Source organism: Enterococcus sp. AZ084, from assembly GCF_051714905.1.
GTDB lineage: Bacteria > Bacillota > Bacilli > Lactobacillales > Enterococcaceae > Enterococcus_B > Enterococcus_B pernyi.
On sequence record NZ_JBIOSS010000001.1, the window covers coordinates 2,213,233 to 2,238,746 of the forward strand.

The window sequence follows — 25,514 nt, forward strand, 5'->3', positions numbered from 1 at the left end:
ATTCTATAAGATATTTTGTCCAACTGCTTTTTCCACACTCTTTTGGATCTCTGCTACGCCGATCCCCATCGTTCCTTGATGGCTAGGGATTAGGACAATTGCTGGTGTCATCGATTCTTTGTAGCGTTCAATCGTCTCAGGCGTCATTGCCGCAGATTGTTCTGTGACATAGATCACTCCATAGGCGCTTTTTGCCATTTGTTCGATTGCGCGCCTCACTTCTTGTGGCTCTGTCGCATAGTGCACATCAAACCCAAATAATTTAAATGGTAAAACAGAATCTTTGTCGCCAACGACACCGATTTTATGCGTCATAGACTTGTCTCACCCTTTCTCTGATCGTTTCATTGTCAAGCTGATTTTTCTTACCGATCACTAATAACCGAAGATTTTTGCTCTCGATTTCTTTTGCATTCAAGAAAGCAAGTAAGGGCAACGGGCCAAAAGCCTGCGTTTGTGCGGCTTCATACAGCGAAGATAAGTAATCGTCTTTGATTTGTTCTAATCGAACAAAATCCAGTTCTCCTTCATGGATTGCAGGTTCGATCAATTGACGATAATCCGTTGTTTGCAGAAAGTTCAAATAGGTATCCAGCTCACTTTTAACAAAAGTCAAAAACGTTTCTTTAGGGATACTGCCAGAACCTGATAGTACTGCGGTCATAAATCCACTCGATCGTTGTTGCAAGATGCCGCGTGCCATCGTCGTGATATTGGTCAAATCAATAAACGCAATGATTTCTTCCAGTAATTCCGGATAACCAAGTTTCTCTCCAAGACGGCGTTGCTCTGTCAAGAAATAGCGATCATAGATGACATCGATTCCTTGTAACACAGAGGATTCTTCACAATATTCATGGACTTCACGAATACTATCCATCAACTGCGATGGCAACTCTGTAGAGGCTTGTGTATGGATCGCTTGCTTTAACGTTTCACAAGAATAAAACCCATCGTTACGATATAGATGATCGAGATTTTTGCCCGTCATCTCAGCTTTTGTCAATACTTTTAAATTATGGAACGTATAACGCATCGTATAGACCCAAACGACTTCGGGTTCTGGTGCTGATTCTTTCAACCAAGTAAATAGTTTGCCCGATTCAGCCAACAGATTTTCCTCAAAGTCCCGTTCAAAACCTTCGTAGATATAAGGATGGTAAATCGTTGTTTTTAACATTTCGCCTAATGCGTCCAATGATTTCGTCTGGATCATGCGATCAAAGTCTTCTTTTGATAAAAGTTCTAACTCTCTTCCACGAATCAAGGGATTTAATTCATGATAATCCATTCACCGATCCCTCCTTACTCGAATAGTTGTTTCGCAATTTCAAAGCGCATTTGTTCTTGCACTTCTTGTACTAGATCACTATAGACAAAGTTGTATTGTACGCCTTGGTCATCAATCAAAAATCCTGCTTCTTTGGCAATCCTTCGTTCGCTTAGATGCAAGGTAAAAGGCAACTGTTGATTCCACTTTGTCACTACTTCATTGGTTAAAATAGCAGCAGATTTTTCTCCGGCTAATAAAGTAACCTCACCAGATAAGGATAATGTCTGCACCATATTGAACATCAATGAAAGTTGATCTTCTGCCGGCCAACTTTCTAATTCTTGGCGTGCTTCAGCAAACAACCGATGTAAAAATTCTTGTTTTTCATTGAGTGTTGCTTGACGCACTTCCACCTGTTGGCGATTTCTTAATTGTCGGTAACTCTTTTCAATTTCTTCAAGCTCTTTAGATTTTTGCTTTTCATAATCTGTTTCTAAACGCGCACGCTCGATTTTGAACTGCTGATCGATTTTTTCACGTTCTGCTTTTTCAAACGCCGCTCGTTCTGCTTCAGCTGTTTCATTCATTTGACGAATGATATTATCAATGGCGTTCATTGTTTTTCCTCCTTGTTTAAGCATTCAATACTAATAAGAAAGAAATAACGAAGCCTAAGATTGCGTATGTTTCAACCATTGCGGCAAAGATAATTCCTTTAGTTGCATGTTCTGGTTTTTTCGCTAAGATCTGGATACCTGCAGCAGATACTTTCCCCTGAGCAATCCCAGAAAACAATCCAGTAAAGGCAATCGGTAATGAAGCGCCTAAAAAATTCAATCCTTGGACAACTGACATATCTGCATTTAAATTGATAAAGATCAAGAAGGCGATTACGAATCCATAAAGTCCCTGTGTTCCAGGAAGCAATTGTAAAATCAACGCTTGTCCGAATTTTTCCGGTTGACTCGTCGTCAATGCTGCTGCGGCTTCACCGGTCATCCCCACACCTTTCGCTGATCCGATCCCTGAAAAGATCGTTGCTGTTGCCATTGCTAATACCGCAAATACCATTCCACCATTTTGAGCAATTAAGTAATCCATCATTTTTTAAAATTCCTCCAATTTTTTTCTACTTTTTCTTATGATTGATATTGACATATTTTTCCGCTGTTTTCAGCGGATCGAAGGCCCGTCCGCCTCCGGTATAAAATTTGCCGAAAAATTCGACATATTGCAATCTCGCTCCATGCACGTAGGCACTAAGCAAGGTCAAGAACATATTCAACGCATGTAAAGCAATGATCAATAAGATCCCGACACTAAAACGTGCGGCTGGCGGCATGAAAGCAACCAACATATTGAAGGCAGCGCCGATACTCCCACCAGATATACCCAATGCCATCAAACGTGTATAACTCACTAGATCACCGATATAACCAGTCAATCCATACAAATTATACGCCCCTTTTGCGGCACCTTTGACTTTGGAAGAAGATTGAAAAATCGGAATGATCAAAATACATAGCGCTGATAAAATCGCTAATCCTGCACCTAGGTATACAAAGATCGGGTTTTTAAGAATCATACTACCAAGCAATAAAAGGACGACTCCTACTAAAATCCCTTGCCAGGCAAATCCATCATTGATCGCATCCACGTAATCTTTACGCTTGATATGCTCTTTTGCTGCGAGAAACAAACCGACTAAAATCTGGATAAGTCCAAAGACGACCGATAAGACTAAGATCGTATTGACATCATCTGTTGTAGACAACAATGGGAATGGCAAGTGGATACCTAACACTTCGGTCGGTAACGCTTGTCCGAAAAATGAACTGTAAATAAATCCCCAGATGATCGACGGAATGGCTAAGATCTCGAAAAACTTAGCAAATCGTTGCATCCCTCGAGGCAATACCAACAATTTTTGTGCAATGATTGCGCCTATAAGCATGAGTAAGCCATAACCAATATCAGCCACCATCATCCCGAAAAAGACAAGATAAAATGGCGTCATCCATGGTGTCGGATCGATTTCATGATACTTAGGTAAACTATACATTTCCGTCAGCATCTCAAATGGCGCAACAATTGGATGATTCTTCAATTTCGTCGGTACTTCTTCATTGATCTCTTCTTCTGTTGGTTCTTCGAAGCTGAGAAAGACTTCATCAGCAGACAACACATTTTCTACCTGCTGGATCAATTCTTGCTTTTCTTCCTCACCGACCCAACCTTGGACAACGATCAGGTAAGGTGCCCAGACAAAGCGATCCTTCACTGCTTCTCGTTCTACCATTGCTAATAGGATTTCTTCTGCCCATTCTAATTCTTGGATGTAACTACTACAATGACCGATTTTGATCGCTAATTTTTTTTGCGCTTCATAACAGGCTTGCAACTCTTGTTTGATTTTCTGTAGCTGTTCTTTTGGCGTGACATCATAAGGATATGCTTCTTTTACAAAACCATAACGAGTAGCGATTTCATCGACAGCGGAGGCTGAAGTTTTGAGCACCACATAAGTCAAATAAGCGAAATGATCCGTTTCACTGATTTCTTCCACATAGACTTCTGGTACTTTTGCTAATGTTTCTCTAAATTCTGTCGCATTAGCAACACTGATCGTTCCCATCACAACTGTTGTTTGTTGGCTGCTAAAGCTTTGTGGAATAAAATCTAGATTTGACCAATGCGTCAACCAGTCTTCTTGCTCTGTCAATTGTTCTCGTTGTTCTGCCAGTGTTTCCCATTGTTTCTTTAAGCCTAATATTTCAGTTAATCGCTTCGTAAATTCTTCTTCCGAATAATTTGCTTCTAGTTCCTGCAAAGTCAGTTCTCTTCGTTTGAGGTGTTGCTTCTTTTGTTGCTTGTCCCCGTGGTGATCAATGAATTGAACTGCTTCTCTTGTTTGCATGATCCGACTAGAGAGCGCATTGACGATCGGTTCTTTTTCAAAAATCGCTGCTTTAGGAAAGTAAGTATCGACCCATTGATTATTTGTCGTTTCTTGAAAAAGATCTCGGATCTCCACATTTTGGATGCCTTGGATCGTTTTTAACAGGACATCCTCATGGCGCTTATCGGAAATAAGAGTGACTTTCTCCATCTTAGTGACGGCCATAAGTTTCTTTCACCCTTTCAATGATTGCGTCAACCGCTTGCTTCCGTTGCTTTTCATATTGTTCTTGTACGGTGGATTGCAATCGTTTAGCATCTTCGTTCAATTTATTTTTTTCAGCAGTAGCTTGATGTTGTTCTGCTTGTTTTTTTTCTTCAAGCAACTGTTCTAAAAGTTTCCGCTGGTCTATACGAAATTGATTCAACTCTGCTTCTTTGATTTGTTTGTACTCTCTCAATTCCTGATGAAGTTTTTGCATGGTTTGTTCATTTGCTTTTTCAGCTTGTTGGATTTTTTCTAACGCTTCTAACACATTTCCCACATCCTTTCTCTAAAAAAAAGAGGGACATCCTTTCTTTTTTCATTGAAAGTATGTCCCTCTAAAAATAACTTCAGATAATCTAGGCACTTCCAAAAAAATGTTCTTCTCACCCCTTGAAGAACTAGATCCTTGAAGCTTGCGCCCAACCATTTATATATTTCTTACTTACAAGTATAACAAATTCAGGTGAAATTTCAACTATCTGATATGTTTTTCCTCTCAGAAAGCTCATAACTGACAGTAAATGAGCAAGTTTAGATAAATATTCTACCTATTATATAATTACGTACGTTTTCCAAAACAAATATTTTAATTTTTTTTTAACTATTGTTAAAATAGAAGTAGTTAATGAATGGAGGAAATCGTATGCATCAAAAAATTGGTATCGTAGCCAATCAATTACTGCGGGTCACAGAAACATTTCAAGGAAATCGAGTCACTTATACCCCGCAAGGCTTTGTTAATGCGGTACAGCAAGCAGGGGGCTTACCTTTGCTCTTACCTATTTCTTCCACAGAAAGCGCTCGTGACTACATTCAGTTAGTCGATAAGCTACTCCTTGCTGGTGGTCAGGATGTCAGCCCTTCACTCTATAACGAAGCGCCTCACCCTAAATTGACAGAAACAAACCTCGATCGAGATTTGTTTGAACAAGCGTTGATCAATGAAGCATTGAAACAAAATAAACCGATCTTAGCTGTGTGTCGTGGGATGCAATTATTGAATGTAGCGTTAGGTGGTAACCTTTATCAAGACCTCACTTTATATCCAAATTGGTCGGTCAAACATGAACAACAACCAACCCCACCGCAATTTGCTACGCATGAAATCACAGTCGAACCAGATAGTTTGCTCCATGAGTTATTACCTACTTCGTATTTTGTGAATTCTTATCATCACCAAGCAATCAGGGATCTTGCTCCGTCGCTAAAAGCGACAGCTTACTCTCCCGATGGATTGGTGGAAGCTGTTGAAAGTAAAGAATCCGACCAACGAATACTTGGCGTACAATGGCATCCTGAACTCATCCATCAGAAGAATCCGCTCGACCAAAAATTATTTGATTATTTTGTTCAATCGTTATGATCGTTACAAATAAAATGAAAAGCCTGACTTGCCGAAACATACTGTTTCAGCAAATCGGGCTTTTATTTATTTCATGCAACGAACCTTGATCAGCAGTTAACTTCTACGATACTCAAGTAACTTGTTTAATTCCTGGATTTGTCGCTGCAATTCGCTTCCTTTTGTCGTATCTCGATTTAGTTTTCGCGGCAACTGTTGATCAATGACCTTTTTGACTTCTGCCAAACCATTGGCTGTTTCAAATTGTTCCTCGATGCCTAAAAATGGATAGTGGGTCACGATTTGAAAGCCATAAGAATTACATAGCAACGAATAACCTGCAATGCCTGTTGTTCGTTGATACGCCTTTGATAAACCACCGTCAATCACGAAAACCGTTCCGTCCGCTTTGATCGGTGACTCCCCTTTTTTCACTTTGACTGGTGTATGACCATTGATGATCACTGAACCATAAACAGGGACACCGAACTCACGCCTTACTTTTTGACTCAACCATTCTTTATCTCTTAATCGGTAGTAAGCATTGCTGACTTCCACATGCGTTTCTTTTTCCGCTAAATGATAACGCTCAAACGTAGCCATCTTACTTTTACCAAACAATGGCGAATAAGGGCCACTCCATGCGTACCAAATCAAATCAGTCGCTAAGTCTTCTTTTTTCTTCAGTGATTTGGCACTTTCACGAATCTGTTCTTCAAAGAATGTCATCAATCGCTTCCCTTGATATGTCTCACTCCCAAGTTTAAAACTCAGAAAATCACCATGTTCATCTACTGGCATACAACCATGGAACAAGACACTCTGGTTCGTGACGAGATACATCCCCCCTTTTTCTAAAAGAAAATCCATATGTTTTTGCATACGGAGTGAATGTTGAAAAGAATACAACAACATATCGATCACTCGCCGCTCGTCTTCCGTTAAACGATCCGGTTCCTGCGTATAAATCGTCTGGAAACATGGGTGATGGATCGTATACTTTTGACCATCTAAAAATAACTCATTTTTTTCATAGTCGATATTTGCTAAGATATCCTGATCTGCCATCTCAAATTCCGGTCGTCGTTTCAGTAATTGGGATTCTAGTTTGAATTGCATGATTGCGAGCGCTTGATGGATCTTTTCCATTTCTTCTCTTTCGCGTTCCGTCGCGTCTTGACTATTCTTCGGCGTAAACAAAGGGTTTGTCTGATAAGTTTCTGTAGCAAATGAACAAAGGGAACGAAGATTCAACGCGTACTCTTTTTCTAACTCGAATAAATAATTATACCGCGCAGCGATACGCAGTAAGGTCAACAAACAAGTTTCCGAGCCACAATAAGCACCAAGCCATAAAATATCATGATTGCCCCATTGGATATCGATTGAATGGATCTCCATCAAGCGGTCCATCACTTTGGCGGCTTGCGTCCCCCGATCAAAGATATCTCCGACTACGTGGACATGATCGATCACCATTCGTTGGATCGTATGCGCTAACTTTTTTAAAAAGCGCCCTTCTTCATTCATCTCAATCAACTGATCGATGATTTTACTCACATAAGATTTTTTTCCTTGCACACGATCATCGACGTACAATAATTCCTCAATGATATAACTATACTCTTTAGGCAAGCCTTTTCTTACTTTTGACCTCGTGTACTTAACAGAAGTGAATCGTAGTAACTCGATCAATTGATGGATCAACGTTGTTTTGTCTTGTTTTTTATACCAGTCAGTCGCTAATGCGTATTCCGGATATGCAACAAAAATCGTTAAACGTTTCATCTCTTCTTCACTTAAACACTCTTGAAACAAATCTTTAATTTTTTCTCCTAGATTTCCTGAACCATTTCTCAATATATGATCAAATGCTGGAAATTCTCCATGAATGTCACTTAAAAATAATTCGGTTCCTTTTGGTAATTGTAAAATTGCTTCTAAATTGATGATTTCAGTAATGACTTCTTCTTTTGTTGGGAATTTTTCTGACAATAATTCTAAATATTGATCCATCCAAACGCCTCCAAAATTGGTATACCTAAAATTATAGGATAAATAATGGATATTTACAACAAAATTACTTAACCAAAATATAAATAGGTACATATACAATCGTGGATTTTTCAAATCAAACAAGAGCGCTTAAGGCATCCGCCCAAAAGCCACTCTTACAAAAAAAGCCGAAACGCCCAAAATTTGAAGAACAATTTTCGGGTGTCTCGGCTTATTTCTCAGAGTTGAACATTACTGTTACAACTTCAACATTTATTTCTTTTTACGTTCATTTCTCATGATTGAAATCGATTGTTTCAATGACGTCCAAATACCACCTTCACTGTAAACAAGGACGTTCGATTTGTACATATTTGCGGACATGAACATCAATGCGAATGTGATGATCACTAGGACGACCAAAGAAATCAATACGCCACTGATTTCAACCGTTTCATTTGCCAAACGGATCGGCATGATATACGAAGATAGGAACGGTATATATGAAGTGATGCGGATCACGATATTATTCGGATCAGATGCACCAAGGATCAATCCTAACATATAACCACCTAAAGAAAGGTACGTCACTGGTAAGATCGCTTTTGCTGTATCTTCGGCTTTGTTGACCAGTGAGCCACATAAGGCAGCTAACACGGCGTAGATCAAGATACCAAAGAACATGAATAGTAAAGAGTACCATAAGAATGGACCGAAAATACTATCTAAAGAAATCCCATCCAATACACTTTTAACGATTTCCATATCTTTGAACTGATTGAATCCTACAGCAAAGATGATGCCGTATAAAGCCATCTGAGTGACTGCCACTAGCAGTACTCCTGTTAATTTTCCATAAAAATGTTTTTGTGCAGTGGTACTAGATAAGATCACTTCCATGATTCTTGTGCCTTTTTCTGAAGCAATCTCTTGAGCGATGATCTGTGCATACGTCAAGATGATGATGAATAGAATAATCGTTGCAACATAACTGACTGCATATTGAACAGCTGAGTTATCTTCTCCTATCGTCATTTCACCATTGGCATCAAAACTGACTTTTTGTCTTGAAAATGCAGCGGGTTGACTTAATGCAGCTACTTCTTCTGGAGAAATCCCTAAACTACTTGCCCGCATCATCGACTGTAAGCCAGTCAACTGCTGTTGGATCAATAGTTGGGTCGCTTGTCCTAAAGAATTTTCACTAAATAATTCCCCAGTCACTTCTCCATTATCTGTAGTGACTACCATGTAAGCATCGATTTTTTCATCAGATAGCTCACTTTTGGCTTCATCTTCTGATGAGATAGCTTCAAAATGAAAGTCCCCCATATCAGATTGACTCAAATAATCAGTGATTTGTTGATCTTCAGCAATGACACCGATTTTATCTGTTTCACTGTTTTGCTGAGCAAAATTACCTGCTAAGTAAATCACACCCATCAAAACAAACGGCACTAGTATCATGATAATAAAAGAAATCGATTTGACATTTTTCAAATAGACATCTTTCGTGATGATCCAAAATTTACTCATTTAGCTCACCTGCTTTCATCTTGAAGATTTCTTCTAAAGTAGGCGGTTGTTGATTGAACATTGGAATATAGCCAAATTGCGTCGCGCGGGTAAAGATCTCTTTCCCTACATCTGGATGATCCAACGTGATTTCCAACGATTGATCTTCACGAAGAATCACTTTTTGGACCCCATCAATTTCTTCTATTTCTTGTTGTGATAATCCAGACTCCAAAAATAGCTTTGTTCTGCCAAATGCTTCTCGAATCTCGTGGACTTTCCCATCTAGTACCATCTCACCATTTCGAAGCATGATCAAGTGGTCACAAATCTTTTCAACGTTATCCATATTGTGACTAGAAAAAATGACACAAGAGCCATTTTTCTTCAATTCGATGATCCCGTCTTTAAGTAGCTCAGCATTCACTGGGTCCAAACCACTAAAAGGCTCATCTAAAATAATCAACTTAGGTTCGTGGATCAGTGTTGCAATCAGTTGTACCTTTTGTTGATTTCCTTTTGATAAAGACTTAACTTTATCTGTTTTTTTTCCTTTTACTTGAAATTTTTCCATCCAAAAATCGATCTTAGGTTCAATTTCTTTTTTCGTTTTTCCACGTAATGCGGCAAAATAGATCAACTGTTCTTGGATCGATACCTTGGGATAAAGCCCTCGTTCTTCAGGTAAATACCCAATGATATCATAATCTTTTTCACTCAAATGATGGCCGTTCCATAGTACTTCTCCTTGATCTTGCGTCAAAAAATCTAAAATCAAACGAAAAGTCGTTGTTTTTCCTGCACCGTTTTGCCCAATCAATCCCATGATTTTCCCATCAGGTATTTGAAAAGAAACATGATCAACAGCTGTATAACTGCCAAATGTCTTAACCAAATCCTTTACTTCTAGCATTTTCTCACTCCTTCATCCTAAATTCCTCTATCCTTTACTGTACGATATAAAAATAACTCCTATAAAAAGACTTATGTTATTGTTTTTTATTGTACATATGAAAATGATAGGACACTTTACATGTTTTGTAAAGCGCCCCCAGTTCAATTTTTATGCAGTTTATCGAAAACATTTTGTGCGACATTTTTTGGTAGACCAATTTCTTGCAACTCCTCAATTGACGCAGCAGTGATGTTCTTTAACGATTTGAACTCTTTCAACAACATTTTTTTTCGTTTTGGTCCTAATCCTTCAATTTCATCTAAGCGCGACGCAAAACTATTTTTACTACGTAATTGGCGATGAAATGTGATTGCAAAGCGATGGACTTCGTCTTGGATACGTTGCAATAAAAAGAACTCAGGCGAATTTCGTTCGAGCGGAACCACTTTTAATTCATTCCCAAATAACAACTCATTGGTTTTATGTTTGTCATTCTTAGCCATCCCTGCGACAGGGATATCGATTCCCAATTGATTCTCCAATACATCCTTCGCTACATCGACTTGCCCTTTCCCCCCATCGATCAAAATCAGATCAGGTAAAGGCAGCTCTTCTCGTATCACACGCGCATAACGCCGGTAGATGACTTCTCGCATCGAAGCGTAGTCATCCGGTCCAACGACCGTTTTGATTTTATATTTACGGTATTCTTTTTTAGCTGGCTTTCCATCGATGAATACCACCATCGCTGCTACTGGATCAGTCCCCATGATATTAGAGTTATCAAAAGACTCGATCCGGACAGGTGCTGGGATATTCATGGCATTACCTAGGCGCTCGATCGCTCCGATCGTTCGTTCTTGTTTCCTCACGATCAAATCAAACCGTTCATTCAATGCCACCCTTGCATTTTTATTGGCTAGTTCGACTAATTTTTTCTTCTCACCACGTTTGGGCTGGATGACTTTTGTTGATAACAACGCCTCAACACTCGGTTGATCGATCGTATCAGGGATCACCACTTCTTTTGGAATGAAATGCTCATTTTCCTGATAAAATTGTCCGATATAGGTTAAGAAATCCTCTTCTGCTTCATTATAAAAAGGAATGATCGATACATCTCGTTCAATCAGTTTTCCTTGACGTACAAAGAATACTTGGACACACATCCATCCTTTGTCGATAGCATAGCCAAACACATCTCGATCGATCAAATCAGTGTTTGTCATTTTTTGTCTTGTCATGATCGTTTCGATGGCTCTGATTTGATCACGATACTCTGCTGCTTTTTCAAATTCCATATTTTCTGCGGCCTTGGCCATTTTCTCTTGGATCTCAGCTTCGATCGACTCATGACCACCATTCAAAAAGCGTTTGACTTCATTCACGATGCTTGTATATTCCGCTGGATCTACATCAAAATAATAGGGACATAAACATTGACCTAAATGGTAGTAAAGACAAGGTTCTTTTGTCTGACTTGGTTTACATTTCCGTAAAGGGAATAGACGATCTAAAATCTTTTTTGTTTCGTTCGCAGCCCCAACATCCGGATAAGGACCAAAGTAAAAGGCTTTGTCTTTTAATACTTTACGAGTGATCACTAAACGAGGATATTTTTCATTCGTGATTTTTAAAAAAGGATAGGTTTTATCATCCTTCAACATGATATTGTATTTTGGATCATTCTTTTTGATGAGATTGATTTCCAGAAGCAACGCTTCAATGTTTGATTCTGTCACAATGTATTCAAAGTCTTCGATCTCACTGACTAATCGTTCCGTTTTTGTGTTATGACTTCCAGTAAAGTAGGAACGCACGCGGTTCTTCAAGACTTTGGCTTTTCCTACATAAATGATCGTGCCGTTTTTGTCTTTCATCAAATAGCAGCCAGGCTGATCAGGAAGTAATGCAAGTTTATTTTTTATTCGTTCATTCATGGTGACTGCTCCTTTACATTTCCGATATCGCTATTATAACAGAGGTTGAGATAGAAGTATCATGCAAAGAGAAATAACAAAGAATCTACAGTGCTGACTCTTCCATTTTTTTGTATCCGAATCGCTTATCCAGAAATTGATTCTAATCTTTTGAGCCTAGTTTGCTCTTCTATGCTCCGTTCATTTTTCAGTCGCAAAAAAACCGAGACAGCAATCTCAATGATTGTTGTCTCAGTCTGATGTGTTAGTTACTTAATCTTATAAGTGTTGGGCAATCATTTGACGTAATTGATCTTTTGATTGAACACCGATTGCTTTTTCTACTACTTCGCCGTCTTTTTTCAAAAGTAATGTTGGAATACTCATGATCCCGAATTGTTGTGGTGTTTCAGGATTTTCATCAACATCCATCTTCACGATTCTAAATTCGTCTTCGTCGTATTCTTCTTCTAATTGGTCTAGAATTGGCGCTTGCATTCGACAAGGTCCACACCAAGTTGCCCAAAAGTCGATCAAAACTAATCCTTTATCTGTTTCTTCGTTAAATGTTGCATCTGTAATTACTTGAGCCATATCAAAGACCTCCATTTATTAGTCTACTCTAAGTATAGCACTAATGTAGTCTAGATTCGAGCTATTTGCTTACCTTTAGTAAGCTTTATTTAAATTTAACAATTGTCGCCCCGTTGCCCCCTTGATTCCCTGGAGCAAAATCGAAGCTCTTGACACTACGATGATTTTTCAAATAATCGGTGATCCCTGTTCTTAGTGCGCCTGTGCCTTTTCCATGTACGATCGTCACTTGAGGGTAGCCAGCCAAGATTGCGGCATCTAAATATAAATCGACTTCATTTAGCGCTTCTTCATAACGTTTGCCTCGAAGATCAAGTTGATTGGAGACCGTCGAATGCGCATCTGAGCGCACCGTATGGATCACTCGTTGTTGTGGTTCTTTTTGCGGAGCAATCGGTGTCAATTCACTTTCTGAAACGTTCATCTTCAAGATACCGATCTCCACTTGCCATTGGTTGCCATTTTTACGTAACAACGTTCCCCGTTGGCCGTAAGTCGTGACGAGGACTTCGTCGCCCGGTTTCAATGTTTTCTGTTCTTTCGCTTTTTTCAAGACTTTGTTTTTCTTCAGTTGTTCTTCTTGATGCAAGTTGGCTAACTGTGATTTCGCATCGATCAATTGATGCTCTTTGACCGTGCCTTGCCCCACTTGTTTTTGTAAGTTACGAATATCTGCGATGATTTTTTCTGCCTTTTCTTCTGCTTCAGAAACGAGCGCATTGGCTTTTTGTTTGGCTTTCGCCATTTCTTGTTCGCGCTCTTCAAAGAAGTAGCTGTAAGCTTCTTTCAAATCATTGTACAGACGTTGCGCTTCATCGACGTAATGACGCATCTCTAAATATTCTGTTTCTGCCATTTTCCGACGATTCTCTAAATCAGTGATCATTTCATTCAAGTCTTGACTTTCATCGTTCATCAATTGTTTGGCTTCATCAATGACTTGGCTGTCTAATCCTAAACGGCTAGAAATCTCAAAGGCATTACTTCTACCCGGCACGCCGATCAACAAGCGGTAAGTCGGGCTAAGGGTGTCAACGTTGAACTCCATGCTTGCATTGATAGTATTCGAGCGATTGTAGCCGTAGACTTTCAATTCAGGATAATGTGTTGTTGCCATCACATAGGCAGATTTCTTTCCTAGATCATCTAAAATAGCAATTGCTAGCGCTGCTCCTTCTTGTGGGTCCGTGCCCGCACCAAGTTCATCAAACAAAACTAAGCTTTTTTCATTGACTTTAGAAAGGATATCCACAGTATTCGTCATATGCGAGGAGAAGGTCGATAAACTCTGCTCAATCGATTGTTCATCTCCGATATCAGCAAAAATATCTTCAAAGATCCCGATCTGACTTTCTTCATCCGCTGGGATCGGTAAACCTGCTTGCCCCATCAATTGCAATAAACCTAGTGTTTTCAACGTGATGGTTTTCCCACCAGTATTTGGTCCAGTAATGACGATTGCTTGATAGTTTTCCCCAATCGAAATATCATTTGGCACGACTTTTTCTTGATCGATCAATGGGTGTCTGGCTTGCTTCAAATCAACGATGTTTTCTGTACTGATCGTCGGTACGATTGCCTTTAGTTCTTTCCCAAAGCGTGCTTTCGCATTCATCAAGTCCATTTTTCCAATGACATACGCATTGTGGATGATTTCTTGACGATGAGGAACTAACTCCGCCGACAACTCGCTTAGAATCCGTTGGATCTCATTGCGTTCGGCAATTTGATACTGACGCAAACGATTGTTCAACTCAACGACTTGTTTTGGTTCAACGAATAGTGTTTGTCCCGAAGAACTTTGATCATGGACGACTCCGCCAAACACACCACGATATTCTTGTTTTACTGGAATGACATAGCGGTCGTTTCGCATCGTAATAATGGCATCGCTTAGGTATTTGGCATTTTTCCCACGAACGATCCCATCTAATTGTTCTCTGACTGCTTGTTCACTTCTACGGATATTATGGCGGATCGTCTTCAACTCTGGAGAGGCATCATCCGTTACTCGTCCGTCATCGTCGATTGCTTCTTTCAAACGACGACTCAAGGATGGGATAGCGACTAATTGATCTGTCCAAAAGTAAAGACGCGCAAACTCGATCTCGCTATCTGCTAAATCATCAATAAAACGTCGCAACTCACTAGTAGTAGATAAGACACGAGAAACTTGTGCTAACTCTACCCCATTAAGATCCGCACCGATTTCGATCCGTTTCATATGTGGACGGATATTCTCTAATTTGGGGATCGGGATGCCGCCACGCAGTCGTTGGACCTTTAGTCCATCTTCCGTTTCTTCTAACCAATATCTGATCGTCTCTGCTTCATTCACTGGCACAAGCTGGGCTAATTCTTCTTGCCCTTGTGCTGTGATCACAAACTGTCGTACTTGTTGTTTTACTTTTTCAAACTCTAATGTTTCAAGAATTCGTTTATTCATTTTTTTCACCTTACTTTCGCTAAAAAAGAGGCCGATAGATGGCTAAATAGTCCTCAAGACTAACCAACATCTTCATAGCCTCTGTCATTGACAAGAAATAATCTCTTACTTAGTTAATTACTTGTGTTACCCATAGATCATATATTTTATTTGCTAAAATAGGTGTTCGTTCAACCATAAATGTTGCAAGATTATTGCCATTAAACTGGTTCTGGATAAATCCCACCGGAATAAACGTCAATAAACGTAAAACTAAAAACAACGAAATATAGGTGATGATCACGGATAAAATTCCTCCAGCCACCCAGTCTAATTGCTTTAGTACAGGAATAAACGTCAACCCATGCGCGAATACCCCAATGAATCGTGTGACTAGCCAACCAATAAATAAAATGATCAGGAAAGCCACTCCGGCATAAAACGCCTCATCTAATTTGAATGAAAAAGCTTGATCAAAAAAAACTAGGTTAGAATTGGCTGTTACCGCTGGATAAGGAATATATAATTGCAGATGACTGGCTAATGTTTTGTAATAGGTTTGTGCTGCTAGAAATGAGACAAAATAGCCAATCAGATAAATTCCCTGTAGCGCAAAGCCGCGACTTGCCCCAGAAAAAAATGCAATCAGCAAAATAAATAAAATCAAAAGACTAAGCATACATTCTTCCTTTCTCTTCTATAATAATATCAATTCGAAGATCTTTGTTTGATTTGACCTTTTCTTTTTTCATTTAGGATCTGTTGTGCTTCCACATGATTTTTGATCTCATGGTCGCTTCCACTTTCTTTTAATACTGCTCGCGCTTCGTTTTCAATTGCTTCGATTCGTTTGATGCGATTTTCCATTTCTGTGAATCTCACCATTTTTTGTTTTAGTTCTGTGACTTCTTTTATTAAATTCAAATTTTTTTCCTGTCTTTTCAATTGATCTGAAAATGCATTGACTGCTAATAAAATAGCTGCTTGTTCATTGTCTAATTGAGGGGACAATTCTTTCAGTTCAGCTAGTTGTTCATTGATTAATTTTGTGACCATATCCATATGCTGTTTTGATTCTTGCCCGATAATAGTATACGTTTGATCCGCAATCACCGCTTTATAGCGTGTTTTTTCATGTGCCATATGAATCTGTCTCCTCCTATTGCCAAAAATATTAACTAGTGTACCATATAGTTAAGCAATTAACCGTACACGAAAAACTTCATTATAAATACTTTACTATTATATGATAAACTTTGCAAAAATGCTATGTGTGCATTGATTTCAAATCAGCTGGATCTAGTCAAATGTAACTTTTCGTTCGACTTGATCGCAACAGGAGGAAAACATGAGTAACATTATCTTAAAAGTAACAACAAATCAAATGAACATGATGAAAGAGGCATATCGCCCATTTTTAGTACAAAAGCCGATTCCATATACGCATTTTTCCGCTAAAAAAAATGGCACGACGATCACCGCGTATACTTCTGGAAAAGTGATGTTTCAAGGTAATGGCGCCGAACAAGAAGCTGCGAAATGGGGAGACCCACTGACACCTAAAAAAACAACACAAGTTAGTACTTCTTCCTTACCCAAAGATCTACAAACACTATCTGTTTTAGGGAGTGACGAAGTCGGCAACGGCAGTTACTTTGGGCCACTGACTGTCTGTGCTGCCTATGTCGATCAAACACAATTGAAGGAATTACGCTCGTTAGGCGTCAAGGATTCAAAAGAATTAAAGGACTCACAAATTATCCAATTAGCCAAAGTATTGAAGGAAACGATCCCTTATCAATTGTTGGTTTTGCCACCAAAAAAATACAATGAGATCCAACCTACGTATAATGCAGTGAGAATGAAGGTCGCTTTACACAATCAAGCTATCCACTTATTGTTACAAAAAATAGCACCCGTCAAGCCGGATGCTATTTTGATCGACCAGTTCACACCGGAAGCCAACTTTAAAAAATACGCGCGTTTAGAAAAAAATCAAATCACCGAAAAACTCTACTTTGTTACCAAAGGTGAACAATATCATCTAGCTGTTGCTGCGGCTTCGATCATTAGTCGCGCAAGCTTTTTAGAAGAGTTGGACAAAGCATCTGCTGAACTTGGTCTCACGCTTCCTTCTGGTGCAGGTACCAAATCCGACCAAGTCGCTGCAACGATTTTAAAAAAAGGTGGCGAAGCCTTGTTAGCAAACTATGCAAAATTGCATTTTGCGAACACGGAAAAAGCCAAAAAGTTAGTCAACTAGCTTTCAGTTTTAGCTCGTTTCATTTTCTTTAAGTTCGATTTAAGTTTTGTTGTTTATCCTCATGTTCAAGAGGTGAAAACGATGAAAAAAATGCGAGTAATTATTTTTATATGTATGATCGGGATCATTGCCCTTTTCAAATTTGGTCTTAGCAATCAAGACACAGATGCGAGACAACAGACAAGTAACAGTGTCTCTAGCATCATACAAACAACTGATTCTTCTTCAGAGGCTCTCATAAAAATCGGAAAAGAAGATGCCACATTGTATGCAGACGAATCATTAAGTGAACCGCTTATTTCCGTCAATGCTGGTGAACTGGCTACGCTTCTTTCAACTACAGCCAACGCCTACAAAATTACCACGAATGATGGTGAAACAGGTTATATATCGCTTACGGACGGCTCATCAGTGACTCGCTCGACACAAGAAACACCGAGTGACCTATCAGAAGCCGTGATCGTACTAGATCCCGGACACGGAGGTGACGATACAGGCGCACTTAGCACGGATGGAAATACAGAAGAAAAGACAGTGACACTCGCTGCCGCAAAACAATTACAAACGAGTTTAGAAGCCGCTGGCGCAACGGTTTATTTGACTCATGAAACAGATGACTACATTTCATTAGATGACATTTGTGCATTTAGTGAAGAAAAAGCAGCGGACCTTTTTATCAGCTTACATGCTGATTCGACTGAATCGGCCAATGAAGCAACTGGTACCACCACTTATTATTATTACAATAGTGAGCAACGTCTAGCGGAAACTGTTTCTGATGAACTGGCGGATCTGCCCATTACTTCTCGTGGAACTGCTACAGGGAACTATCAGGTGTTAAGAGAAAACCTTCAGCCATCCCTCTTGATCGAAATGGGCTATATGAACAATGAGGAAGATCTAGCAACACTGACTACTGTTAACTATCAACAACAACTGGCACAATCGATCACACAAGCGCTACGCACTTATTTCAATCAATGATTTTTTTCCAAACGTAAGAACCTCGCTAGGCATTGATGTTTCATCAAGCCCAACGAGGTATTTCGATTCCATCAGCAACCAGTTGTCAGTGAATGGTTACTCCTGAATCTGCTAATATTTAAACGATCTAATTGATCAATTCCCATGGTCCCCATTGTTGAGTGCCAGGTTCATCGCCCTGTGTCCACCATTTTGCCTGATACGTATTTCCTAAATGAGTGACTCTATCACCCAAAAGATAGACTGTTGATGCATCCCATGCGGCATATCCAGGTACACTGTCTTCCAAGGTTTGAACGATCACTGGTTGACTAGCTGCCGAAACATTGTTTGAGGCATCAAATGCTTTTATAGTATACGTATACTGTGTATCAGGTGTTAATCCCGTATCTGTAAACGATGGCGTTCTTGGTTGTCCGACCAATTGACCATCACGGTAAACAAAGTAACCTGCTACTCGCTGATTATCGGTTGAAGCCGTCCAGCTCAACGTCACTTCTGTAGCATTGATCGTTGTCGCTGCCACATTTGTTGGAATTGACGGTGCCACAACATCTGAAGGGTCTGGCGCTTCTGCACCAAAGATCACTTGGCGATTGATCTCAATACCGTCAGTCCCAATTCGTTGACTTAAAGTGATCGCATCAATATGATCAACCGAAACCTGTGACGTATCAGATTGTAATCGGAAATCATAAGAAGCTCCTGGAGCAAGTTCTCTGCCATCATAAACGGTGGCTAGATCAACAGTTACCGTGCCGTTAGTGGTAGTCACAGCCCCTGCCTTGAAGTTACCAGAAGTTAATGTTTCATTACTATTCAACTCCAGCATAAGTTTAGGCAATTTGACTGTTTTCTGAGCAGCTTCCACAGCGCTTAGTACAGTAGACGTTTCTGTCAATGTTTCATTATTTGTCAAAGTGATTTCGTACCCGCTTACATTATTCTCTGTATATGGGGTGATATCCACAGAAATGTCTAATGGTGTACTAACGATTTCGTGCTGTGGTAATGGTGTGTTTCCAAATAAGCCTTCTTTGATCGCGTTCGTCAGTTCATCACGTTTTGTACTTGTCGTTTCTTTGTCTTGTGATTGCATCCAAGAAATCACACCGCCTAGTTGTTCTTCCTGTACATATTGTGTTTTATAACCGATCGAGCGTACGTTATCAAAACTGAAAAACTCACCAGTTTCTGTACTATACATGTAAGGTGCTTTCGCTACATCATCCCAGTATTCAGTCAATCCACTCGTTGCACTGATCAAATCTGGAATATTTCGATATGGCCAGACACCACCGGCTCTACCACCATCCCCTACAACTAACGGACTTTTATTTTTCGCACCGTATGTTGCCGATAGGTCAGCATTTCGATTACTCTGTTCAGCCGTTTGGAACAATCCAGGTAGTAACGGATCATTGCCTTCTGCCACTTCATGCCAACCACGAGTATAAAATGCTGCCCCAATCACGATTTTTTCAGCTGGCGCACCTTCATCTCGTAAAAACTGGACCGTCTGATCCACCGAAAGTCCTTGGTCATAATTAGGATCAGCAGGATTCCCATAGAGCGCTGTATGATGTCCACTGCGGTCACCCCAACCACCGTTCATATCATAGGTCATGATATTTGCAAAATCAACAACTTCAAATAGACCGTCAATATCTATCCCTGAAGATAATCTTCCTTGGGATGCAGGTAGTGCAACTGATAATTCATAAGTTTTACCTAGTTCTTCACCTTGTTCATCGATCGATTCGCGAATCTCATTTAGTAAAATGATGTAATTTTCTTTATCTTCAGGTACAGCATTCGGCGTTCCTTCATCGTTGACATTGTCTACCAAGTCAGGTTGTCGAACATCTGCAGGGTACTCCCAATCGACATCAACAAAATCCATATTCGTATATCTGATAAATCGTGTGACGTTCTCTACTAGGTTCTGTCTTTTGACTGGATCAGCCGCTACTTCAGAAAAATCACCTGATTTCGACCAGCCACCCAAAGAGACACCAATTTTCATATTAGGATTTTTCCCACGCAGATCTTGGATCGCATTCAAGATACCCGAACTTGCAGAATTCCATTGGACTCCTGTTTGTCCTACAGGCGCACCTACAGCAGCATCCGTATCTGTAAATTCTAAATCGCCATTACTATCAAAATCTAAAAAGGCAAAATTCAAATGAGTGATTTGATCAGCTGGAATATCTTTAGGATAGAAATTCCCTTCTCCACCCCAAATCGACCAATCGCCATAGTACATGACATTGCGATAAGGCGCTACCTGAGTTTCTCGCACCTCTTCAGCATGAACCTCTGGCGACTCATTAAATGCTGGTAAAGTCATGGCAACAATCGAAGAAAATAACAAAGCAACTAAACTAATACTCTTAATTCTTTTCATATCAATCTCATCTCCTTTTTTTCTCAGTTTTTTTACGGAAAAACAAGCGCGCCAAAATCACAGGTTAAAAGTTATTTTATCACTCCTCGAAAATTAGAAATTAACTAAATTTTAATTAGAAACATCTTACAAATATGAATTTAACATTTATTTATTTTTAATGCAACTAATTGCAACCGATTACATCTTTCGCGTTTCAAGTTATTTTTAAGCCATATGATTTTGTTTATTTTTTAACTAACATGTTTTTTTCGGTAAATTTGAGTAAACAAGATAAATAACAACGACAGAATAACATTATAAAAAAAAGAACAAGGCAAACTGCCCTGTTCTTTTTGTATCTAAATTAACCAATTAGTTCCCATGGACCCCATTGTTCAGTTCCTGGCTCATCACCTTGTGTCCACCATTTCGCACGGTAAGTATTTCCTTTATGAGTTACTACATCACCTAAATCATAGACTTTGTTAGCATCCCACTCACCTTCAGCTGGAGGAGTTGTCTCTTCTAAAGTTGTGACAACTAATGCTTTGCTTTCTTCTGAAACATTTCCTGCTGCATCAAATGCTTTTACTGTATATGAGTATTCTGTATTTGGTGTTAACCCAGCATCAGCAAATGAAGTTGTTGCTGATTGGCCTACTTGTTTGCCATCACGGAAAACATAGTAACCTGCTACTGCAACATTGTCAGTAGAACGAGTCCAAGACAATGAGACATTTTTCTCACCGATCGTTGAAGCTTTCAAGTCTAATGGAATTGAAGGTGCTTCTGTATCTACTGGTGCTTTTTCTAACGTTTTAACAACTAATGCTTTACTTTCTTCTGAAACATTTCCAGCACGGTCAAATGCTTTTACTGTATATGAATATTCTGTTTCTGCAGTTAATCCAGCGTCAGTAAATGAAGTTGTTGCTGATTGACCAACTTGTTTGCCATCACGGAAAACGTAGTAACCTGCGACCCCTTTGTCGTCAGTTGATTTTGTCCATGATAGAGAAACATTTGTTTCACCGATTGTTGAAGCTGTAAGTCCTGTTGGTACTGAAGGTGCTTCTGTATCCGGAGTTCCTGGTTCAGTCGTTGAACCTTCACCAAAGATCACTTGTTTATTGATTTCGATACCTTCGTCACCAATTCTTTGGCTTAATGTGATGGAATCGATATTGTCAACAGCGACATCTGCTTCAGCAGCATTTGAACTCAATCTGAACTCATAAGATGCACCTGGTGCGATTTCTTTGCCATCATATACAGAAGACAAATCAACGATTGCAGCGCCATCAACATTTGTTACAGTACCTGCTTTGTAATCACCAGCGCCAAGCTTTTCATTTGTCGCCATTGGAATCACTAGTTTAGGTAATTTGATTGTTTCTTGTGAAAATTCAACTAATTTCAATACAGAAGAAGTTTCTTCCATTTTTTCATTGTTTGTAATTTTTACGTCGTAGCCACTAACGCCATATTGTGTATAAGTTGAGATCTCAACATCCACATTCAGTGGTGTGCTCATGATCTCAAATTCTGGAAGTTTCTCACTACCTAACAATCCTTCTTTGATTGCATTGGTCAACTTATCACGTTTTGTACCAGTTGTTTCTTTATCTTGTGATTGTTGCCATGAAATGATTCCACCCAGTTGGTTTTCTTTTACATATTCAGCTTTATAAGTCACTGATTTTTCATTTTCGTAAGTAAAGAATTCACCAGTTGTTTCGCTGTACATAAATGGTGCTTTCGCAACATCATCCCAATACTCTTTCAATCCAGATGTATCACCAAGTAACGTTTCGATATCACGGTATGGCCATACACCACTAGCTCGTCCACCGTCACCTACTTTTAATGGGTTTTTGTTTTTCGCTCCGTAACTTGGTGTTTGATCGGCATCTTGACTTGATAATTCTGCTTTTTGGAATAATCCCGGTGCTTCTGCATTATCCCCTTTTGCCACTTCGTTCCATCCACGAGTATAGAATGCTGCTCCAATAACGATTTTTTCTGAAGCTGCACCTTTTCCACGTAGGTATTCTACTGTTTGATCTACTGAGAAGCCTTCATCATAATTAGGATCAGCAGGATTCCCGTAAAGTGCAGAATGGTGACCACTTGTATCTGACCATGCGCCATTTAAGTCATAGGTCATGATGTTTGCGAAATCGACAACATCAAATAATCGTTTCACGTCAATACCTGAATCTAATTTGCCTTGAGCTGCTGGTAATGCAACAGACAGTTCATATGTTTTGCCTAATTCTTCGCCTTGTTTATCAATTGTTTCGCGAATTTCATCTAATAATTTTATGTAATTTTCTTTATCTTCAGGTTTTGCATTTGGTGTTCCTTCGTCATTTACGTTATCCACTAGATCTGGTTGACGTACGTCTGCCGGGAATTCCCAGTCAACATCGACAAAGTCCATATTTGTATATTTAATAAATTTTGCTACATTATCTACAAGGTTCTTACGTTTCGTAGGATTTGCTGCTACTTCAGAGAAATCTCCTGATTTAGACCAACCACCTAATGAAACACCAATTTTCATGTTTGGATTTTTTCCACGTAAATCTTGAATCGCATTTAAGATACCAGAACTAGCAGAGTTCCATTGTACGCCCGGTAATCCTACAGGTGCGCCTGTCGCTGCGTCTGCATCAGTAAAGACTAGTTCGCCATTACTATCAAAATCTAAAAAGGCAAAATTCAAGTGAGTCAATTGATCTGCTGGGATATCTTTTGGATAAAAGTTACCTTCGCCTCCCCAAATCGACCAGTCACCATAGTACATTACGTTTCTATAACTTGCTTGCTGTTCTTTTTGTTGGATTTCTTCAGCATTGACGATAGACAATTCCCCAATTGTCGGAAGCGTCGTTGAAACAACAGAAGAAAATAACATTGCTGCCAACCCAATTTTTTTAACATTTTTCATTTTTTTAATTCTCCCCTTTTTACACTATTCACTTTTCAAAAAACAATTATGTAACAAAATAAACACCAAAATATGTTATTCATTCCCCCTCTATTTATTTAAAATAGTGAGATAAACTCAGTGAAACTTTTGTTGCTAACAGAATATTATCACCTGAAAATAGCTTTTTCAACCGTTTTCTTAAAATTATTTAAAAAACAAATTAAAATACCTCGGTTATTTATCTAATTTATAATCGTTATTATTAAAAATCTTTATATCACTTGCTTTTCACCTCTTTTTCTCAATTGCCAGAAAAATTAAATATCCCTCATTATTTTAATTAAAAAATAACAATCAGAGAAAATATAATAACAAAAAAGTGTAAAGAACAAGAAATTAAATTCATTTTTGTTTCTAATCTTAAAAATCAAATAAACGATGTTCCAGAAGTGACTCCTTCATAAAAAGCCGAGAAACCCAAAATTTGAAAAACAATTTTTGGGTTTCTCGGCTTTTTTCTCAGATCTGGATACTTCTGTCACAACCGCATTTAATCAGCTACCACACCATGAAGGTATAAATCGATCAGTCGTTCCACACTAAATGGATTTTCAAGTGAGTTCGAAGATTCGGTGATATATGGTGCTAACAAAAGAAAAAAGTGCTTTGCCGCAATTTCTGTCGTGACATGTTCGCGCATCAAAGATTGATTTTTCGAAAAAATCACTTCAAATGGTTCACGATAACTTTTTTTCCACAAGGTAAAAAGATGATTTCGTGTCTCTGCCGAAAGGTTTGATTTTAAATCATGGTGCATCATAAATAGGTCTAAAAGATGGGTATCGATCAAATACTTCGTCATTTTAGTCAAAGATTGTTTAAAATCAAGTTTGTTCTCTTCCAGAATAGCTCTTAAGTCTGTGCCTACAGTACTCAAATGCTCTTCTAAAACAGCACAATATAATTTTTCTTTATCACTAAAGTAATGATAAAGATTTGGTTGTGTGATTCCAGCATTTTTAGCAATTTCACGTGTTGAAGTTCCTTGATAACCTTTTGACATAAATAAACGATTTGCTTCTTTTAAAATTTTCTCTTGTGTATCCTTATTGTATCGATGGACCAACTTTTACACCCTCTGACTTATTTTTTTTCTTGAAAGACACCATCTTCTATCATAAATACTTTATCACATCTGTCAATAAGTCGGGTATCATGAGTGACCATAATGATTGCTTTATTTTTCTCTTTGGATTCTTTCGCTAAAATGTCTACGACTTCCACTGCTTTTTCTGAATCCAAACTAGCTGTTGGCTCATCTGCCAAAATAATCGAAGGATCGTTATATAGTGCTCGAGCAATTGCCACTCTTTGTCGCTCACCACCCGAAAGATCTTCTGGATACTTATTAAGGAGTTTATCCACACCAAGTTGTTGGAATAATTCCTTCGCCTCCTCTTGTCGATTTTCATGCTTGATCTTATCAACCAACACTAATTGTTTTTTGACAGTCAAAAACGGAACTAGATTGGAAGCTTGAAGAATAAATCCGATTTCCTTGAAGCGTAATTTTACTCGCTTTTTCTCCGGCTGTTCACTGAAATCTTCTCCATTGATTCTCACGGTCCCTTTATTTGGTGTCTGTAAACCGCCCGCAATCGTTAAGAAAGTACTCTTTCCAGAACCAGATGGTCCAATGATTGCGACAAACTCCCCTTTATCGACACAGACATTTGTTTTTTTCAATGCTTGGATGGTTTGATCACCATCTTTAAAACTTTTTTCAACATCTATAAATTCAATTGCTTTCATTACC

The 25,514-nt window shown here is 39.0% G+C and carries 21 protein-coding genes and 1 other annotated feature; of the genes, 3 read left to right on the forward strand and 18 right to left on the reverse strand.

The genetic code is table 11. From position 1 onward, the window contains the following. Nucleotides 1-3 precede the first annotated feature (3 nt). The 6 genes from IGI79_RS10100 to IGI79_RS10125 are packed head-to-tail and all read right to left on the reverse strand — an operon-like array spanning nt 4 to nt 4,716. The gene (locus IGI79_RS10100; protein WP_019723168.1) at nt 4-315 is read right to left on the reverse strand and encodes a V-type ATP synthase subunit F; all 312 of its coding nucleotides are present in this window, start codon (nt 313-315) and stop codon (nt 4-6) included. Then, entirely contained in the window at nt 305-1,291 is a 987-nt protein-coding gene (locus IGI79_RS10105; protein ID WP_438845912.1) for a V-type ATPase subunit, read from the reverse strand. The genes IGI79_RS10100 and IGI79_RS10105 overlap by 11 nt, the downstream gene beginning before the upstream one ends. A gap of 14 nt (nt 1,292-1,305) precedes the next feature. Continuing rightward, nucleotides 1,306-1,890 (reverse strand): V-type ATP synthase subunit E, encoded by a 585-nt coding sequence (locus IGI79_RS10110; RefSeq protein ID WP_438845913.1) that lies wholly within the window; start codon nt 1,888-1,890, stop codon nt 1,306-1,308. Between the two features lie 16 nt (nt 1,891-1,906). Then, on the reverse strand, nt 1,907-2,377 hold the full coding sequence (locus IGI79_RS10115) for a V-type ATP synthase subunit K (protein WP_010734843.1): 471 nt from the start codon (nt 2,375-2,377) through the stop codon (nt 1,907-1,909). Nucleotides 2,378-2,402: 25 nt separating this feature from the next. After that, entirely contained in the window at nt 2,403-4,397 is a 1,995-nt protein-coding gene (locus tag IGI79_RS10120) for a V-type ATP synthase subunit I (RefSeq protein ID WP_438845914.1), read from the reverse strand. Continuing rightward, on the reverse strand, nt 4,384-4,716 hold the full coding sequence (locus IGI79_RS10125) for a hypothetical protein (RefSeq protein WP_438845915.1): 333 nt from the start codon (nt 4,714-4,716) through the stop codon (nt 4,384-4,386). Before IGI79_RS10125 ends, IGI79_RS10120 begins: the two co-directional genes overlap by 14 nt. A gap of 100 nt (nt 4,717-4,816) precedes the next feature. Beyond that, nucleotides 4,817-4,864, reverse strand: a sequence feature (sodium ion sensor (DUF1646 type); this cis-regulatory element may regulate processes involved in with the transportation of sodium ions). 218 nt (nt 4,865-5,082) lie between these two features. Between IGI79_RS10125 and IGI79_RS10130 the strand changes: the two genes are divergently transcribed. Then, nucleotides 5,083-5,802, forward strand: a complete 720-nt coding sequence (locus IGI79_RS10130) for a gamma-glutamyl-gamma-aminobutyrate hydrolase family protein (protein WP_104871773.1) — start codon at nt 5,083-5,085, stop codon at nt 5,800-5,802. 96 nt (nt 5,803-5,898) lie between these two features. Here IGI79_RS10130 and IGI79_RS10135 read toward each other — a convergent pair whose 3' ends face one another. The 8 genes from IGI79_RS10135 to zapA form a co-directional block, all read right to left on the reverse strand. Beyond that, nucleotides 5,899-7,797 carry a fructose-1,6-bisphosphatase gene (locus IGI79_RS10135; RefSeq protein ID WP_438845916.1) on the reverse strand — a complete coding sequence of 633 codons (1,899 nt, stop codon included), beginning with the start codon at nt 7,795-7,797 and terminating at the stop codon, nt 5,899-5,901. Between the two features lie 252 nt (nt 7,798-8,049). After that, nucleotides 8,050-9,312 carry an ABC transporter permease gene (locus IGI79_RS10140; protein ID WP_108143621.1) on the reverse strand — a complete coding sequence of 421 codons (1,263 nt, stop codon included), beginning with the start codon at nt 9,310-9,312 and terminating at the stop codon, nt 8,050-8,052. Next, nucleotides 9,305-10,204: an ABC transporter ATP-binding protein gene (locus IGI79_RS10145; RefSeq protein WP_271553645.1), complete on the reverse strand. Its 900-nt coding sequence runs from the start codon at nt 10,202-10,204 to the stop codon at nt 9,305-9,307. The genes IGI79_RS10140 and IGI79_RS10145 overlap by 8 nt, the downstream gene beginning before the upstream one ends. Before the next feature lie 143 nt (nt 10,205-10,347). Next, the gene (gene uvrC, locus IGI79_RS10150) at nt 10,348-12,126 is read right to left on the reverse strand and encodes an excinuclease ABC subunit UvrC (protein ID WP_104871776.1); all 1,779 of its coding nucleotides are present in this window, start codon (nt 12,124-12,126) and stop codon (nt 10,348-10,350) included. A 258-nt stretch (nt 12,127-12,384) separates the two neighbouring features. Then, complete coding sequence (gene trxA, locus IGI79_RS10155; RefSeq protein WP_010734835.1) at nt 12,385-12,699, reverse strand: thioredoxin; 315 nt, start codon at nt 12,697-12,699, stop codon at nt 12,385-12,387. 85 nt (nt 12,700-12,784) lie between these two features. After that, nucleotides 12,785-15,145, reverse strand: coding sequence for an endonuclease MutS2 (locus IGI79_RS10160; RefSeq protein WP_104871777.1), 2,361 nt, complete (start codon nt 15,143-15,145; stop codon nt 12,785-12,787). Between the two features lie 109 nt (nt 15,146-15,254). Next, nucleotides 15,255-15,803, reverse strand: coding sequence for a CvpA family protein (locus IGI79_RS10165; RefSeq protein WP_104871778.1), 549 nt, complete (start codon nt 15,801-15,803; stop codon nt 15,255-15,257). Between the two features lie 29 nt (nt 15,804-15,832). Beyond that, nucleotides 15,833-16,267, reverse strand: coding sequence for a cell division protein ZapA (gene zapA / locus IGI79_RS10170; RefSeq protein ID WP_104871779.1), 435 nt, complete (start codon nt 16,265-16,267; stop codon nt 15,833-15,835). Nucleotides 16,268-16,472: 205 nt separating this feature from the next. Here zapA and rnhC point away from each other — a divergent pair, with 205 nt between their 5' ends. Together rnhC and IGI79_RS10180 are read left to right on the forward strand one after the other, a co-directional pair. Next, a complete protein-coding gene (gene rnhC, locus IGI79_RS10175; protein ID WP_438845917.1) occupies nt 16,473-17,387 on the forward strand; it encodes a ribonuclease HIII in 915 nt (304 codons plus the stop codon). Nucleotides 17,388-17,468: 81 nt separating this feature from the next. Continuing rightward, nucleotides 17,469-18,371: an N-acetylmuramoyl-L-alanine amidase family protein gene (locus tag IGI79_RS10180; RefSeq protein WP_438845918.1), complete on the forward strand. Its 903-nt coding sequence runs from the start codon at nt 17,469-17,471 to the stop codon at nt 18,369-18,371. 127 nt (nt 18,372-18,498) lie between these two features. Here IGI79_RS10180 and IGI79_RS10185 read toward each other — a convergent pair whose 3' ends face one another. From IGI79_RS10185 to IGI79_RS10200, 4 genes are all read right to left on the reverse strand, one after another. Then, on the reverse strand, nt 18,499-20,781 hold the full coding sequence (locus IGI79_RS10185; RefSeq protein ID WP_438845919.1) for a glycosyl hydrolase family 18 protein: 2,283 nt from the start codon (nt 20,779-20,781) through the stop codon (nt 18,499-18,501). Between the two features lie 346 nt (nt 20,782-21,127). Next, the gene (locus IGI79_RS10190; protein ID WP_438845920.1) at nt 21,128-23,716 is read right to left on the reverse strand and encodes a glycosyl hydrolase family 18 protein; all 2,589 of its coding nucleotides are present in this window, start codon (nt 23,714-23,716) and stop codon (nt 21,128-21,130) included. A gap of 532 nt (nt 23,717-24,248) precedes the next feature. Next, the gene (locus IGI79_RS10195; RefSeq protein WP_104871784.1) at nt 24,249-24,824 is read right to left on the reverse strand and encodes a TetR/AcrR family transcriptional regulator; all 576 of its coding nucleotides are present in this window, start codon (nt 24,822-24,824) and stop codon (nt 24,249-24,251) included. Between the two features lie 17 nt (nt 24,825-24,841). Further along, on the reverse strand, nt 24,842-25,510 hold the full coding sequence (locus IGI79_RS10200; protein WP_438845921.1) for an ABC transporter ATP-binding protein: 669 nt from the start codon (nt 25,508-25,510) through the stop codon (nt 24,842-24,844). Nucleotides 25,511-25,514 lie beyond the last annotated feature (4 nt).